The following is a 14,614-nucleotide window of genomic DNA, read 5'->3' on the forward strand; positions in this document are numbered from 1 at the left end:
CAACGATGGCGGCGGACGCTGTGCTCTGCACCGATGGCCACGCCACCTACGAGGCGATCGCAAAGACCACCCGCATCACGCACTTCGCGCTGAACGGCGGGAAGCGGTCTCGCCGTATGCCGAAGACCCATCACATCAACACCGTGAACGCCCTGATCAGCCGCTACCGGGACTTCATCCGCCCATTCTGCGGCCCGGCTTCGCGCAACCTCAGGGCCTATGGCCGGTGGCACGCTGCCCGTGAGAATGGCGACCGCGATTACCTTTCCATCTTCAAGGCATTCCTCGATACGCCGCGGCCTGCCAACACGCTATGCTGACATCGCCACGAATCAGGTGTGGCTTTTCAGCTAGTCGAGCAAATGGCCCATTCATTAGCTTCCGAAGTCGCTCACTGCACCTATTACTCTACTGAAATATTTAGTAAAGATAAAGAACACCTCGCAACCAAAACATTTGACGAAATCGCCCTCACAATCACGTCAATCGTTACATTTTCAGCTGAAGGTTTTGGCCGGATAATGATGGAGCAACCTGGTCTGGAAGGAGTTTCGCGAGATTTGTTAGAGGCTTCCAGAGCCTTACAGTTGTACGAGAACCCCAAAATGCGCGAAGAGATTAACAAGGCGTACAGCCGAACCTGACGCAACTGGCATACTCATCTGAAACTCTTGCCCCTCCCCCCCACCCTGCTACAACTCTCACACGAATAACCCACCGTCCCGAGGGAGGCCCGCCATGACCCGCACCACTCTGCGCAAGTTGCAGCTCTCCTGCTTCGGGCTCGTGCACGTCCCCCTGATCGCCGTTGCCGCCTTCGCGCTGCCGAAAGGGCAGCTCGGACTCGTCGGGGTGGCCCTCGTGGCGACGCTCGTCACCGCGATCATGGTCTGGGGCGTCATCCACCGCACGCTGGGGCGCGGCACCGCTGCCGCCTGAGGCGGGCCGCTTCGTAGGGTGGGCACTCTGCCCACCGCCCGCTCACCTCATAGGAAATACGCCAGCAGCAGCGCCAGCACCGCGATTTTCGCACCCACGACGAGCGCGAGCACGCCGCGATTCTCCGGCGCCATGAGATCCGCCCAGAGCGTGCGGTCCGGTGCGCCGAACAGCCGCTCTTCCAGCCCCGCCTTCACGCCGGGCCGCGGCGGCACCTCCTCAATGCCCGAGAGCATCCGGGCGAAATGCTCGGTCCAGAAGGTATGGTCGGCGCGCATCGCGGGATCGCTCGACAGCTTGCGGGACACCGACGCGCGCTCGTCCGGGCCCAGAAGGCCAAGCGCGGCCTCTGCCGCCAGCAGCGATCGTTCCGTCGCGTCCATGGGTCACGTCCTCGCGTCGTCTCTTGGCGCGCCCCCCGTTCGCGTCGATCCACCCAATATGCACGTCCGAGCGCCAATTTACAATCGTGTGGCCGCTGCCCTACCCCCTTGCGCACCGCGCGCATCCGGGCTTCCTTGCAGCCATGCGCGCGCTTCTGCTCCTCCTTCTGCTGGCCGCTTGCGGCCGGCCCCTCACCCCGAACGAGACCGCCTTCGCCACCGCGCTGCAGGGGTCGGCGATCGACCCGGCGCGCGTGCGTTTCCATGACGGGCATTTCGCGGGGTCCGTCACCTTCCAGCGCCCGGTGCGCCCGCGATTGACCTGCCAGGAACGGATCTGGCCCCCCTCGCAGGGAGAAACGGTCACCGTCTCGCCCGGCGCAACCACCTTTTTCAACCGCATTCTCTACCGCGACGACCTCTACCGGGACGATTTCCTCGAAGGGTTTCCGGGCCGCGTGGACCTTGTCTCCACCATGCTCTTCGCGCACGAGATGACGCATGTCTGGCAATGGCAGAACCGGGCGCGCACGGGCTACCATCCGTTGCGTGCCGCGTTCGAACACGTGCGCAGCTCCGACCCGTACCTGATCGAGCCGGACACCGACTCGCGGTTCCTCGACCACGGCTACGAACAGCAGGGCACGATCGTCGAGGAATGGGTATGCTGCCGTCTTCTCGACCCCGACGCGCCGCGAACGGAGCGCCTGCACCGGATGATTTCGGCCGAGATGGATCTCTCGCGCCTCGACGCCGCTCTTGAAGGGGCGGAGGTGCGGATTCCGTGGGCCGGCGCGGAGATCGAGGGGATTTGCCGCGCCGAGCGCTAACGCGGGCGACCACAGCCGCCCGCGCCGCGGATCACAGACGCGCGATCCAAGAATCCACTTCGCGCTGCGCCTCTTCCTTGGAATGGCCGTAGCGCTCCTGCAGCCGTCCGGCGAGCTTCTCACGGTCGCCCGCGGCCCACTGGACGTCGTCGTCGGTGAGCTTGCCCCATTGCTGGCGCGCCTCGCCCTGAAGCTGCTGCCATTTGCCTTGAACCTGGTCCCAGTTCATGTCGGTGCCTCCTGAATGACGTTTCACCCTCCGAACGCATACCCGGCGCGAAAGGTTGCGGCACGTGGACGGCGCGTCAGGCGGAGTCCGGCCTAGTAGGGATCGCGCGGGCCGCGGTTCTCCGACAGCGTCATCTGGCGCCGCTCCACCAGCCGCTCGATCGCGTCCGCCAGATGCACCTCCGCAATGTGGTGGTCGCCGGCGGCGACGCGGATCCGGTGCGCCTCGATCATCACGTCGGCATGGCTGCAGCCGAGGGGTGGCTCGAACTTGTAGGTCGCCAGCTCGATCAGCAGGCCCAGCGGATCCTTGAAGTAGATCGAATCCATGAAGCCGCGGTCCTTCGGCCCGGAATGGCGGATGCCCCGATCGTTCAGACGCTGCTCCACCTGCAGCCAGGTCGCGCGGCTGACGTTGAACGCGATATGATGCACGCAGCCCGGATCGGTCGGCGTGCGGTCGTGCACGGGCGCGCGCGTCTCGTTGGTGAAGATGGTGATGAGCCGCCCGTCCCCGGGATCGAAATAGAGGTGCCCCTCGTCCGGATCGTCGAGGTTCGGCTGGTCGAAGACGAACGGCATGCCAAGCACGCCTTCCCAGAAGTCGATCGTGCCTTGCCGGTCCGCGCCGGTCAGCGTGATGTGATGCACGCCCTGTGTCTGAAGCTTTCGCATGGCGCGCCCCTTCCCTGTCGCTACGCGCGGAAGGATAGCGCGGGGCCGTCCGAGGGCGAGGGGTCGTCAGAGTCAACCGAGCCGGGCCCGCTTGGCGGGTTTCGGCCCGCGCCGGACGGCGCCCACGCTCGACGTCGGACCCTTTGCCGCGGCTCGCGAGGGTCGCGCTCACCGGCTGACAGGTGTCGTCGAGCCTCGCCGAACGTCCGGGATGTTCGGCAACATGCGGGCGCGAAATCGCCGCAGCACAGGCCGAGCCCGGTGACGCGATGCGCAAGGAGTGCTTTGACCGGGTGCGCACGCTCGGGCCGGTCGGCGCCGCGGCCTCCCGGAAATGTCAGATTGTCTGCCGGACCCGGCTGTCTCCCGACACGGTCTGGCGGGCCAAGGCGAACGCGCCTGTGCGGTGCACAACGCCGGCCCCGGACGGGGTCTCCGGCAGACATGTCTCCGCGCCTCCGCCTATCCCACTGCCGCCCGCACCCGCGTCGCGAAATCCTCGCCGCGCTTCTCGAAATTGTCGTATTGATCGAAGCTGGCCGCCGCCGGCGCCAGCAGCACCGTCTCGCCCGGCTCCGCCTCCGCCACGGCGCGGGCGACCGCCGTCTCCATGTGGGTGCAGGTCTCGGCCTCCACCCCGGACAGCTCCAGCGCAAAACCCGCCGCCTCGCGGCCGATCACGTAGGCCTTCACGACATGCTCGAGCCCCGGCGCCAGCGCCGACAGCCCACCTTCCTTCATCAGCCCGCCGCAGATCCAGCGCACCCGGTCGAACGCCATCAGCGCCTTCAGCGCCGAATCGACGTTGGTCGCCTTGGAATCGTTCACGAATGTCACGCCGTTCGCCTCGGCGACGATCTGGCTGCGATGCGGCAGCCCCTCGAAACTTCGGAAGCCCGCCTCGATCTGGCGCGGCCCGAGGCCGAGCGCACGACAGGCGGCATAGGCGGCGCAGGCGTTCTGGTGGTTGTGCGCGCCCGGCAGTCCGCGGATCTCGCGCAGGTCGATCGCGCCGACCTGCCGGCCCTTGCGCCATTCGGCCAGGTAGCCCTTCCGCGCGAATACCTGCCAGCCCGGCCCCGACAGTTTCGCGCCAGAGGACACCCGGATCACCCGGTCGTCCGAGGGCGCGGTCGACAGCTGGTTGGCAAGGGAGCGCCCCTCGGGCTCGTCGACGCCTATGATGGCGCGGTCGGGACCGCCCTCGGCAAAGAGCCGGCGCTTCGCCGCGAAATACCCGCCGAGCCCGCCATGCCGGTCGAGGTGATCGGGCGTCAGGTTGGTGAAGACGGCGATATCCGGCGTCAGCGCCCGCGCCAGATCCGTCTGGTAGGAGGACAGCTCCAGAACGATCACCCCGGCCTCGCCCGGCGGGTCGATATCCAGCACGCCGCGCCCGATATTCCCGGCCAGCTGCGCGGGGCGCCCGGCGCTCTCCAGCACGTGATGGATCAGTGCCGAGGTGGTGGACTTGCCGTTCGATCCGGTCACTGCCACGACCCGCGGCGGCGTGTCGAGATCGTCCCACGCCCCCTGCCCCAGCGCGCGAAAGAACAGCCCGATATCGTTGTCCACCGGCACGCCCGCCTCCCAGGCGGCGGCAATCATCGGGTTCGGCGCGGGATAAAGATGCGGGATCCCCGGCGAGGTCACAAGCGCCACCACGTCGGCGAACGCCCCTTCCCGGCCGAGATCGCGCAGCTCGAACCCCTCGCCCTCGGCGCGGGCGCGCGCGTCGGGGTTGTCGTCCCACAGCACCGGCCGCGCTCCGCCGGCGGCCAGAGCCCGCGCCGCCGACAGCCCGGAGCGTCCGAGCCCGAGGATCGCCACGCGCTCGCCTTCATATCCACCGACCGCAATCATCCGCGCCTCCCGATCGTGCAACGCCGCCCACGGGCTAGCGCAGGTCCCGGCCCTTGGAAAGCGGCGGCAGGCCCTTCCGGACGCCGCCCTCCTTCTTCTCGTCCCAAAAAACTCCCGCCGGAGGCAACGCCCGCGTCACACGCGGCCCGGCCGAACAGCGTGTCACGCCGGCCACGCACACCCGGGGCGGCGGCCGACGCGCCGGCAGACCAGCGCGCGGGCCCCCGGGGCCCGCGCTCCGCCGGATTACCGCACCTTGAGCGTGGCCAGCCCGATCAGCGCCAGGATCAGCGCGATGATCCAGAAGCGGATGACGATCTGTGGCTCGGCCCAGCCCTTCTTCTCGTAGTGGTGGTGGATCGGCGCCATCAGGAAGACGCGCTTGCCGGTGCGCTTGAAATAGAGCACCTGGATGATCACCGACAGCGCCTCGACAACAAAGAGCCCGCCGACGATGGCCAGCACGATCTCGTGCTTGGTCGCCACGGCGATCGCCCCGAGCGCGCCGCCGAGCGCCAGCGACCCGGTATCGCCCATGAACACCGCCGCGGGCGGCGCGTTGTACCACAGGAACCCCAGCCCCCCGCCGAAGAGAGCGGCGCTGAAGATCAGGATTTCGCCCGTGCCCGGCACGTAGTGCACATCGAGATACTCGGTGAAGTCGACCCGCCCCACCGCATAGGCGATGATACCCAGCGTGCCGCCGGCGATCATCACCGGCATGATCGCCAGCCCGTCGAGGCCGTCGGTGAGGTTCACGGCATTGGCCGCGCCGACGATGACGATCATCGCGAAGGGCACGAAGAACCAGCCCAGGTGGATCAGCGTATTCTTGAAGACCGGCAGCGCCAGGTTCCACGACAGATCGGGCGGATGATAGAAGGCCGCCCAGGTGGAGGCGATCGCCGCGATCACGAAGCCGAGCAGCAGCCGCATCTTCGACGACAGCCCCGCCGCGTTCTGCTTGCTGACCTTGGCGTAATCGTCGGCGAAGCCGATCGCCGCGTAGGCCATGGTCACGAACAGCACCATCCACACGAACGGATTGTCGAGCCGCGCCCAGAGGATCGTGGAACTGAGCAGCGCCCCGACGATCAGCAAACCGCCCATGGTCGGCGTGCCGGCCTTGGTGAAGTGCGTCTCCGGCCCGTCGGTGCGGATCGGCTGGCCCTTGCCCTGCCGCAGGCGCAGCACGTTGATGAGCGGCGGCCCGAACAGGAACCCGAACAGCAGCGCCGTCAGGAACGCGCCGCCCGCCCGGAACGTGATGTACCGGAAAAGGTTGAAGGCCCCGCCGCCATCCGACAGCTCGGTCAGCCAGTAGAGCATGAACGTCTCCCACCTGCCCCGGCTCTTGCGCGGGGTCGTTGCCTCAATCGTCGGGGGCGAGGGCCGCCCGGCCCATCTTGCGGATCGCACCGACCAGGCGCGACAGCCCCATGTAGTTCGAGCCCTTCACCAGCACGACGTCGCCGGCGTCGAGATCGCGGCGCAACCCCGCCTCCATCTCGGCGGCGGTCTCGGTCCAGCGGCCGCGGCGTTCGGGCGGCAGCGCCTCGTGGAGGTGCCGCATCAGCGGACCTACGGTGTGCACCGCATCGAGCGACTGCATGTGCGGCAGCGCTGCGAGGTCGCGGTGACAGGCCACCTCCCCGTCCCCGAGCTCGCCCATGTCGCCGAGATAGGCAATGCGCCGGCCGCGCGCGACGCGGCCAAGGTCGTGGGTGACATTGGCCGCCGCCAAAACCTCGAGCGCGGCCTCCATCGAGGTCGGATTGGCGTTGTAGGCGTCGTCGATCAGCTCGAAGGCCTGCGTCGTCTCCACCGGGTCGAGCGCGATGACCTCGCGCAGGCCGCGTCCCGCCGGCGGCTGCCAGCGGCCCAGATCGCAGACCGACCGCGCCCGGTCGAGCCCCAGCGCCCGCGCCGCCGCCAGCACCGCCATCGCGTTGACCGCGAAATGCCGTCCCGGCACGGCCACCTTGTAGAGGATGGGCGCACGCCAGGCGCGGCCCTCGGCCACGGTGACGTGGTCGCCGATGCGGATGTCCGTGACCCGGTTGTGGCAGGCGCTGGATTCCCCGAAGGTGCGGATCGTCGCGCCCGCCCGCTCGGCCGCCGCGATCAGGATCGGCGACGTCGGCAGATCGCCGTTCAGGATCGCGGTGCCGCCCGGGGTCAGCCCCTCGGCGATGGAGGCCTTCTCGTGCGCGATCGCCTCGATCGACTCGAACGCGGCGAGGTGCGCCGGCGCGACGGTGGTGACGATGGCCACGTCCGGGCGGACAAGCCGCGACAGCGGCGCGATCTCTCCCGGATGGTTCATGCCGATCTCGCAGACCGCGAATTCGGTATCGAGCGGCATCCGCGCCAGCGTCAGCGGCACGCCCCAATGGTTGTTGTAGGACGCCTCCGCCGCATGGGTGCGGCCCTGCCCCGACAGCACCTGGCGCAGCATTTCCTTGGTCGAGGTCTTGCCGACCGAACCGGTGACGGCAACAACCTTGCCCTTCATCCGCGCCCGGCCCCAGCGGCCGAGCGCCTCAAGTCCGGCCTGTACGTCATCCACGATCAGGAGAGGCGCGTCCTCGGCCACGCCCTCGGGCCGGTGCGACACAAGCGCGGCGGCTGCGCCCTTCTCGAGCGCCTGGACAACGAAGTCGTGCCCGTCGCGCGCCGCCTTCAGCGCCACGAAAAGATCGCCGCGGCGGATCGTTCGGGTGTCGATGGACACGCCCCGTGCGCTCCACTCCGCCGTGCTGGTGCCGCCGGTAGCCGCGACCGCCTCGTCCGAGGACCAGAGCACGCTCAAGACGCCCACCCGTCGAGCGCCGCAACCGCGACCGAGGCCTGTTCGGCATCGTCGAACGGGTAGGTCGTGTCGCCGACGATCTGGCCGGTCTCGTGGCCCTTGCCGCAGATCAGCAGCGCGTCGCCGGGACCGAGCGCGTCGACGCCGCGCAGGATCGCCTCGGCGCGGTCACCGACCTCGATCGCCTCGGGCGCGCCATCCCTCACGGCGGCGCGGATCGAGGCGGGATCCTCGGTGCGAGGATTGTCGTCGGTGACGATGACGAGATCGGCATGGGCCGCCGCCGCCTGCCCCATCAGCGGGCGTTTGCCGCGGTCGCGGTCGCCGCCGGCGCCGACGATGGCGACCAGCCGGCCCATGACATGCGGGCGCAGCGCCTGCAGGGCGGTCTCGACCGCGCCGGGCGTGTGGGCGTAGTCGACGAAGACGGTGGCGCCGTTCGTGCGGGTGGCGGCCAGCTGCATCCGCCCGCGCACCGTCTCAAGCCGCGGCAGGACGGCGAACACGTCCTCGGGCTCCGCCCCGCAAGCGATGGCGAGGCCGGCGGCCACGAGCACGTTCTCTGCCTGAAAGCCGCCGATGAGGTTCAGCGGCACCTGCCGCACCGTGCCGGCGTGGCGCAGGCGCACCTCCTGGCCCTTGGGGTCGAACCGCTGCGCCATCAGGCAGATATCGGCGCCTTCCTCGCGGCCGACGGTCAGTACCGACTGGCCGCGCGCCTGTGCCATGGCGACGATGTCGACGCCGCGCGCGTCCTCGATGTTGACGACCGCGGTGCCGTCCTCGGGCAACACGCGCGCGAAAAGACCGGCCTTTGCCGCGAAGTAATCCTCGAAGCTGGCATGGTAATCGAGGTGATCCTGGCTGAAATTGGTGAAGCCCGCGGCGCGCAGGTGCACGCCGTCGAGCCGGCGCTGGTCGAGCCCGTGCGACGAGGCCTCCATCGCCGCGTGATCGACCCCGGCGCGCGCCGCCTGTGCGAGTGCGCGGTGCAGCGTGATCGGCTCGGGCGTGGTGTGCTTGAGCGGGGTGTGCCAATCGCCCTCGACCCCGGTAGTGCCGAGGTTCACGGCGCGCAGGCCGAGTTCCTGCCAGATCATCCGGGTGAAAGTGGCGACGGAGGTCTTGCCGTTGGTGCCGGTGACCGCGGCCATCACCTCGGGCTGAGCGCCGAACCACAGCGCCGCGGTCATCGCCAGCGCCTGGCGCGGCTCGGCGGCGACGATCAGGGCGGCATCGGAGGCCTCGAGCTCCTCCGCCGCGATGCGGGCGCCCTCGGCATCGGTGAGGATCGCCGCCGCGCCCATGCGCAGCGCGTACTGGATGAATTCGCCGCCATGCACGCGTGTGCCCGGCAATGCGGCGAAGAGAAATCCGTCCTGCACCTCACGGGAATCGACGGCGAGGCCGGTGACGGTGGCGTCCCGGCCGCCGCGGGCGGTCAGGCCCAGTTCGCTCAGTGACTTGGTGGTGCCATCCACGCGCTGCCCCCGGGTCATCGTCGGTGCCTCCTGGTTTTCGCTTCAGGTATCAGGTGCAGCGGGCCGGCGGAAGGGTGCGGCGGCGCGTCAGCGCCGTTGCGAAGGTGGGCCGATTGCCCACCCTACAGCGACAGGATGCACCCGAAGCGCGAGCCGAAAGGTCGGGAGCGAGGGGCCGGCCCCTCGCGCTCCCCGGAGTATTTGGCGCCCGAAGACGCAGGCCGTCGCGCCCTTTCATTCGCTCGCCAGGACAAGGCCCGTCTTCGCATCGAAATCGGGGCGCAGTCCGAGAAGCGGCGCGATGCGGCCGATCATCTCGCGCGCGACGGGCACGGCGGTCCAGCCGGCGGTGCGGCGCGGGATACGCCCCGTCGTTTCCACCGGCTCGTCGAGGGACACGATCAGCACGTATTTGGGATCCGTGGCCGGGAACATCGTGGCGAAGGTCGCGATGACCTTGTCCTTGTAGTAGCCGCCGCCGCGTTCGCGCGGCTTGTCCGCGGTGCCGGTCTTGCCGGCGACGTGGTAGCCCGGCACCTCGCCGAAGCTCGCCGTCCCCTCCGTCACCACCTTGCGCAGCATCACCTGCGCCGCCTCGGCGGCCTCGCGGCTCATCACGCGGGGGCCGAGGCGCGGGCCCGACTGCCGCAGCAGCGTCGGCTTCACCACGTGGCCGCCATTGGCGATCGCAGCGTAACCCGCCGCGAGGTGCAGCGGCGACGACGACAGGCCGTGGCCGTAGGAGATGGTTACGCTCGACAGCTCCTTCCACGTCTTCGGCAAGAGCGGAGCGCCGCCCTTGGCCTCCACGATCTCGAGCGGCGTGGGCTCGAAGAAGCCGAGCGATTTCAGGAATTCCTGCTGCCGCGTGGCGCCGATCGACAGCGCGAGGCGGGCGGTGCCGCGATTCGAGGAATTGACGATGATCTCCTCGACACTCTGAAGACCGTAGTTCTTGCCGTTAAACTCGCCGATGCTGAAGCCGCCGACCTTGAGCGGCGGGCTGGTATCGATCACCGTCTGCGGATGCACCAGGCCGAGGTCGATGGCCTGGGCGGCGGCGAAGATCTTGAAAACCGAGCCGAGCTCGTAGACCCCCTGCACCGCGCGGTTGAAGATCGGGCTGTCGGCCGGGGAGCCGGAGGTCGGCGGCAGCGGCCGCGCATTTGGATCGAAGTCCGGCAGCGAGGCGATGGAGATCACCTCGCCGCTATCGACGTCCATCAACACCGCCGCCGCACCCTTGGCGTTCATCAGCGTCATGCCGCCGGCGAGCACCCGTTCGACCGCCGCCTGCACGGTCAGGTCGAGCGACAGCTCCACCGGGCGGCCCTGACGTGCGGGATCGCGCAACTCATCGTCGAGAAAGCGCTCGAGCCCCGCGGAGCCCAGCACCTCGGCCGAATGCACGCCCTCCTGCCCGAACCGGGTTCCGCCGAGCACGTGGCTCGCCAGCTTGCCGTTGGGATAGAGGCGCATGTCGCGCGGACCGAACAGGAGGCCCGGCTCGCCGATGTCGTGCACCGCCTGCTTCTGCTCGGGCGAGAGCGTCTTGCGCACCCAGACGAACTTGCGCTTGCCGGTGAAGTCGCGGGTCAGCCGTTCGCGGTCGAGATCGGGAAAGATCTTCATCAGCTCGTCGACCGCGCGCGCCGGTTCGATCATCTGCTGCGGATGGGCATAGAGCGAATGGGTCTCCATGTTCGTGGCCAGGACCCGGCCGCGACGGTCGACGATGTCGGCGCGGCCCGACACGATCGCCGCGCCCGGCGCCTGCGCGCGGGGCTCGGCCGGCTCTGTCGCCGCAAGCACGCCCATGCGTGCGCCGATCACCGTGAAGGCGCAGAAAAACACCACGGCCAGCACCAAAAGGCGGCTTTCGGCACGGGTGCGGGCGCGATCGCGCATCTGCTCGTGCCGGATACGCAGATTCTCGCGCTCGATGGCGTCCGGGTTCTCGCCGTTCTGGCGGGCGTCGAGGATTCGGGCGAGCGGGCGAAGCGGCGTGCGGATCATGTCAGTCGGCTCCGGCAGAGGTGATGTCCACGGTCCCGTCGAGATCCACCGTCTCGGGCCGGGGATAGGCGATCTGGTCGGCGCGGCCGAATTGTTCGGGCAGGAACGGCAGAAGGCCCAGGCGGTCGAAATTGATCTCCGCGAGGTCGCGCAGCCGGTCGGGGCGGTTGAGATAGGCCCATTCGGCGCGCAATACGGCGAGCCGTTCGTGCGCCTGCCCGATCTCGCGCGAGAGGCGCTGCGATTCCGACAGCGCCGCCTGCGTCTTGTAATTCTCGTGATAGGCCCAGAAAGCGAGGCCGATCACGGCGAGCGCGGTCATCACGTAGATCAATGTGCGCATCTATCTGGCTCCCTTGAGTCTGGGCGTGGCGATGTCGGCGGGGTCGATGGCCTGCGCGGCCGCCTCGGTGCGCCGGGCGAGCCGCAGCTTGGCCGAGCGCGCGCGCGGGTTGGCCTCCAGCTCTTCGGCGTCAGGGCCGATGGCCTTCTTGGAGACCAGCGTGAACTGCGGCTCCGGCTCCTCGACCAGCGGCTGGAAGCGGTTGGCGCGGCCGGTCTGGCCGGCGCGGATCTGCAGGAAGCGCTTGACCATGCGGTCCTCGACCGAATGGAAGGTGACCACGGCCAGAAGCCCGCCGGGCGCAAGCGCGCGTTCCGCGGCCAGGAGCCCTTCGTGCAGGGCGGCGTATTCATCGTTGACCGCGATTCGCAGCGCCTGGAAGCTGCGTGTTGCCGGGTGCGACTGACCGGGTTTCTGGCGCGGCAGGCAGCCTTCGACGATATGCGACAGCCGCTCGGTCGTCTCGATCGGCGCTTCGGTGCGCTCGCGCACGATCGCCTTGGCGATCCGGCGCGAGGCGCGCTCCTCGCCGTAGACGAAAAGGATTTCGGCAAGTGCGGCCTCGGGCAGCTCGTTCACCAGGTCCGCCGCGGTCGGGCCGGACTGGCTCATCCGCATGTCGAGCGGGCCGTCCTTCTGGAAGGAAAAGCCGCGCTCGGCCCGGTCGAGCTGCATCGAGGAGACGCCGAGGTCGAGCACGACGCCGTCGACGCCGCTCGCAACCTCGTCCATCTGCGCGAAATTGGCCTCGACCAGCCGCAGGCGGTCGCCGTATTCCGCCGCCCAGGGCGCGGCCATCTCGTGTGCCAGGGGGTCACGGTCTATGCCGACGACGTGCCCCGCCCCGGCGTCGAGCAGCCCCTTGGCATAGCCCCCCGCCCCGAACGTGCCGTCGATCCAGGTCCCGGAGACGGGATCCGCCGCGGCGAGGATGGGCCGCAACAGAACGGGGATATGCGGCGCCGCGGGGGCCGTCATTCAGACCGCCTCCTCTTCGTCCTCGTCGTCGTCCAGAAGTTCGAGCGGATCGAAGTCCTCGGGCATCTCGTCGAGGTAATCCTCGGTGCGGGCCATTTCCTCGGCCTCGTAGGCCGACGGCTCCCAGATCTGGAAGGTGTCGAGGTTCGATGCGAACTGCGCCTCGTCGGCGATGCCGACCTTGGCGCGCAGCTTGGCCGACAGGACGATCCGGCCGGTATTGTCGATGGACGTGACCAGCGATTGCGAAGAGAACAGACGCTCGAGGATGCGGCGCTTCTGGCTGCCGCGCTTCATGCGGGAGATGCGCTCCTCGACCGCCTCGAACTCCTTGATCGTGTAGCATTCGAGGTACTTGCGGCGGTGGTCGCCGTAGACGATCACGAGGCCGGGGTCGTCGCCGGGGGTCCAGTCGGGGTCGCCGGCTTCAAGGACACGGCGATAGGCTGCGGGCACGGACACGCGGCCCTTGCCGTCGACCTTGTGCCGACTTTCGCCCCTGAACCTCAGCCTGCGGCCCACGCCTAGCGGCCCCTCTCTGCCCCCTCGAAACGAAATGCGGCGGGTGATCAGCTGCCATTGATCACCCGCCGCCTGGTCCCGCTTGGGCGGGAGGATCCGAGAGCGCGCGCCACCTGGGGGATGTCTGCTCGCCCGCGCTAGCCCGAATACCGATGTGTCGACGAGAGGCGGAGGTGCCTGTATGAAACCTGCCAGTTTTTTTGGAGTTTTTTAGCGGTTTGTTGCGCTTTCCGCTGTTTGCTCCGTCCCTCGTCGATGAAAATGTTATGCCACGGGAAAACGTGGTGAACAATGGGAAAATGCCCCACCCGGCACAGAATGTTGCTCACACCCCCTGTGGATAACAACATTTAGGTGGACGATTCTCGGATTCGCGCGCCGATGTAGCGGCTTCCACGCGCCCTCATCACAATATCTGTAAATTTTGAGGGCGAGCGATGGGTGCGAACTTTCCTGTCCAGCGCAATATTCGGAAGTCCGAAAACGTGGCTCATCCGCCACATCGAGCCTCTTGCCAGCAAAAAACTGACTGCCAAGGGGCGATTCCGGCGATTCCGGCGGCGACTCCCAGGCAGGCCCATAGACATCCCATGAATTCCCACGAAACCTCGAATGCACCTGGGGCCACGCGCCTCCAGAGCGCCGCACTCTTCGCTGCCCGCACGCGCCCGCCTCGCGCGCGCACGCGGGCGTGTGCCTTACCGGGCAGTTCCTCCCGCACGAACGCTCCGATCTTCGAGGGCAATGTTGCGCTGCGCGCCAGCCGGGCGGGGACCAATATGGGATGGGACGGGATGGGCATGCCCTCGAGGCACGCCCAAAGGGCCGTCAACCTGAGGGTGCGTTCCGGGCAACTGAATTCAGGCCATGCGCGAGAGATCGGTCATTTCGGGTGCAGCCAGACGGACACAGGTCGCAAATGACCTTACGTCCACATGAAACGGAAAATGGAACCGGCTGATTATTAAGCATTTTCCAGTTGCGCTTTCTGCATGGCAGCATTGCCGATACGGGCATTGTGCAACTGCAGCATCAGCGCCAAGTTAGCGTCAACACAGAGACGAAGACAGACACGCAAGCCGATGGAGTTTGCTTTGGCACAGGCAACCAGAACGATCCCGCAGAACGCATTCGGCGTTCGCCTTTCCAACCTCGCCGCCGACTGGCGCGCCGCGCTGGAGCGTCGCCGCGTCTACAAGCGGACCTTGAATGAACTCGCCGCGCTCAGCAATCGCGAGCTGGCCGATCTCGGCCTGCACCGGTCGCAGCTGCGCAGCATCGCATGGCAGGCGGCTCACGAGGCGTAACGTCACCATACCGCACTAAAAATGGGCAGTGATCGGTTCGATCGCACACCTATGAAAAACAAGATGTCGCAGCGCAGAAACTTTTCGGCAGTTCCGTAGGTTTCGCCGCAGAAGATCGGGAAGATGGCCGCATCCGGCCACATCCGGTTCGATCAAGAGACAGCTGAGCCGGCCATTCGGGCCGCAGGCTTGGCACCATACATCGCGGGACAGGCCGAAAGGCTCCTTCCCGCTCCG

Annotated in this window: 15 protein-coding genes and 1 pseudogene; 5 read left to right on the plus strand and 11 right to left on the minus strand. The window is 67.9% G+C overall.

Annotated features, from left to right (window positions below; all coding sequences use genetic code 11):
- From F3H57_RS22130 to F3H57_RS07340, 3 genes and pseudogenes are all read left to right on the plus strand, one after another.
- Window positions 1-320 (plus strand): annotated as a pseudogene (locus F3H57_RS22130) (hypothetical protein); the annotation flags it as partial.
- 18 nt (window positions 321-338) lie between these two features.
- Window positions 339-644 carry a hypothetical protein gene (locus F3H57_RS07335; protein ID WP_149755260.1) on the plus strand — a complete coding sequence of 102 codons (306 nt, stop codon included), beginning with the start codon at window positions 339-341 and terminating at the stop codon, window positions 642-644.
- A gap of 94 nt (window positions 645-738) precedes the next feature.
- Entirely contained in the window at window positions 739-939 is a 201-nt protein-coding gene (locus F3H57_RS07340; RefSeq protein ID WP_149755261.1) for a hypothetical protein, read from the plus strand.
- A gap of 47 nt (window positions 940-986) precedes the next feature.
- On the opposite strand, the gene F3H57_RS07345 is transcribed toward F3H57_RS07340, so the two are convergent.
- The gene (locus F3H57_RS07345; RefSeq protein ID WP_149755262.1) at window positions 987-1,322 is read right to left on the minus strand and encodes a hypothetical protein; all 336 of its coding nucleotides are present in this window, start codon (window positions 1,320-1,322) and stop codon (window positions 987-989) included.
- A 143-nt stretch (window positions 1,323-1,465) separates the two neighbouring features.
- On the opposite strand from F3H57_RS07345, the gene F3H57_RS07350 reads away from it, so the two are divergent.
- Window positions 1,466-2,152 (plus strand): hypothetical protein, encoded by a 687-nt coding sequence (locus F3H57_RS07350; RefSeq protein ID WP_149755263.1) that lies wholly within the window; start codon window positions 1,466-1,468, stop codon window positions 2,150-2,152.
- Window positions 2,153-2,183: 31 nt separating this feature from the next.
- Here F3H57_RS07350 and F3H57_RS07355 read toward each other — a convergent pair whose 3' ends face one another.
- The 10 genes from F3H57_RS07355 to mraZ all read right to left on the minus strand — a co-directional run bounded on the left by F3H57_RS07355 (window position 2,184) and on the right by mraZ (window position 13,070).
- Complete coding sequence (locus tag F3H57_RS07355; protein WP_149755264.1) at window positions 2,184-2,381, minus strand: CsbD family protein; 198 nt, start codon at window positions 2,379-2,381, stop codon at window positions 2,184-2,186.
- Between the two features lie 92 nt (window positions 2,382-2,473).
- Entirely contained in the window at window positions 2,474-3,055 is a 582-nt protein-coding gene (locus F3H57_RS07360) for a VOC family protein (protein ID WP_149755265.1), read from the minus strand.
- Window positions 3,056-3,517: 462 nt separating this feature from the next.
- Window positions 3,518-4,918, minus strand: a complete 1,401-nt coding sequence (gene murD, locus F3H57_RS07365) for a UDP-N-acetylmuramoyl-L-alanine--D-glutamate ligase (protein ID WP_149755266.1) — start codon at window positions 4,916-4,918, stop codon at window positions 3,518-3,520.
- 246 nt (window positions 4,919-5,164) lie between these two features.
- Window positions 5,165-6,247, minus strand: a complete 1,083-nt coding sequence (gene mraY / locus F3H57_RS07370; RefSeq protein ID WP_149755267.1) for a phospho-N-acetylmuramoyl-pentapeptide-transferase — start codon at window positions 6,245-6,247, stop codon at window positions 5,165-5,167.
- A gap of 43 nt (window positions 6,248-6,290) precedes the next feature.
- Complete coding sequence (locus F3H57_RS07375) at window positions 6,291-7,724, minus strand: UDP-N-acetylmuramoyl-tripeptide--D-alanyl-D-alanine ligase (RefSeq protein ID WP_149755542.1); 1,434 nt, start codon at window positions 7,722-7,724, stop codon at window positions 6,291-6,293.
- A gap of 2 nt (window positions 7,725-7,726) precedes the next feature.
- Window positions 7,727-9,229 (minus strand): UDP-N-acetylmuramoyl-L-alanyl-D-glutamate--2,6-diaminopimelate ligase, encoded by a 1,503-nt coding sequence (locus tag F3H57_RS07380; RefSeq protein WP_188129625.1) that lies wholly within the window; start codon window positions 9,227-9,229, stop codon window positions 7,727-7,729.
- Window positions 9,230-9,445: 216 nt separating this feature from the next.
- Entirely contained in the window at window positions 9,446-11,227 is a 1,782-nt protein-coding gene (locus F3H57_RS07385; RefSeq protein WP_149755268.1) for a peptidoglycan D,D-transpeptidase FtsI family protein, read from the minus strand.
- A 1-nt stretch (window position 11,228) separates the two neighbouring features.
- Complete coding sequence (ftsL, locus tag F3H57_RS07390) at window positions 11,229-11,570, minus strand: cell division protein FtsL (protein ID WP_149755269.1); 342 nt, start codon at window positions 11,568-11,570, stop codon at window positions 11,229-11,231.
- A complete protein-coding gene (rsmH, locus tag F3H57_RS07395) occupies window positions 11,571-12,548 on the minus strand; it encodes a 16S rRNA (cytosine(1402)-N(4))-methyltransferase RsmH (protein WP_149755270.1) in 978 nt (325 codons plus the stop codon). It abuts the gene before it with no gap.
- Window positions 12,549-13,070: a division/cell wall cluster transcriptional repressor MraZ gene (gene mraZ, locus F3H57_RS07400; RefSeq protein WP_149755271.1), complete on the minus strand. Its 522-nt coding sequence runs from the start codon at window positions 13,068-13,070 to the stop codon at window positions 12,549-12,551. It abuts the gene before it with no gap.
- Between the two features lie 1,094 nt (window positions 13,071-14,164).
- Between mraZ and F3H57_RS07405 the strand changes: the two genes are divergently transcribed.
- Window positions 14,165-14,377 (plus strand): DUF1127 domain-containing protein, encoded by a 213-nt coding sequence (locus F3H57_RS07405; protein ID WP_223163003.1) that lies wholly within the window; start codon window positions 14,165-14,167, stop codon window positions 14,375-14,377.
- Window positions 14,378-14,614: the final 237 nt, after the last annotated feature.

This window comes from Roseivivax sediminis (assembly GCF_900112685.1).
Classification (GTDB): Bacteria; Pseudomonadota; Alphaproteobacteria; order Rhodobacterales; family Rhodobacteraceae; genus Roseivivax; species Roseivivax sediminis.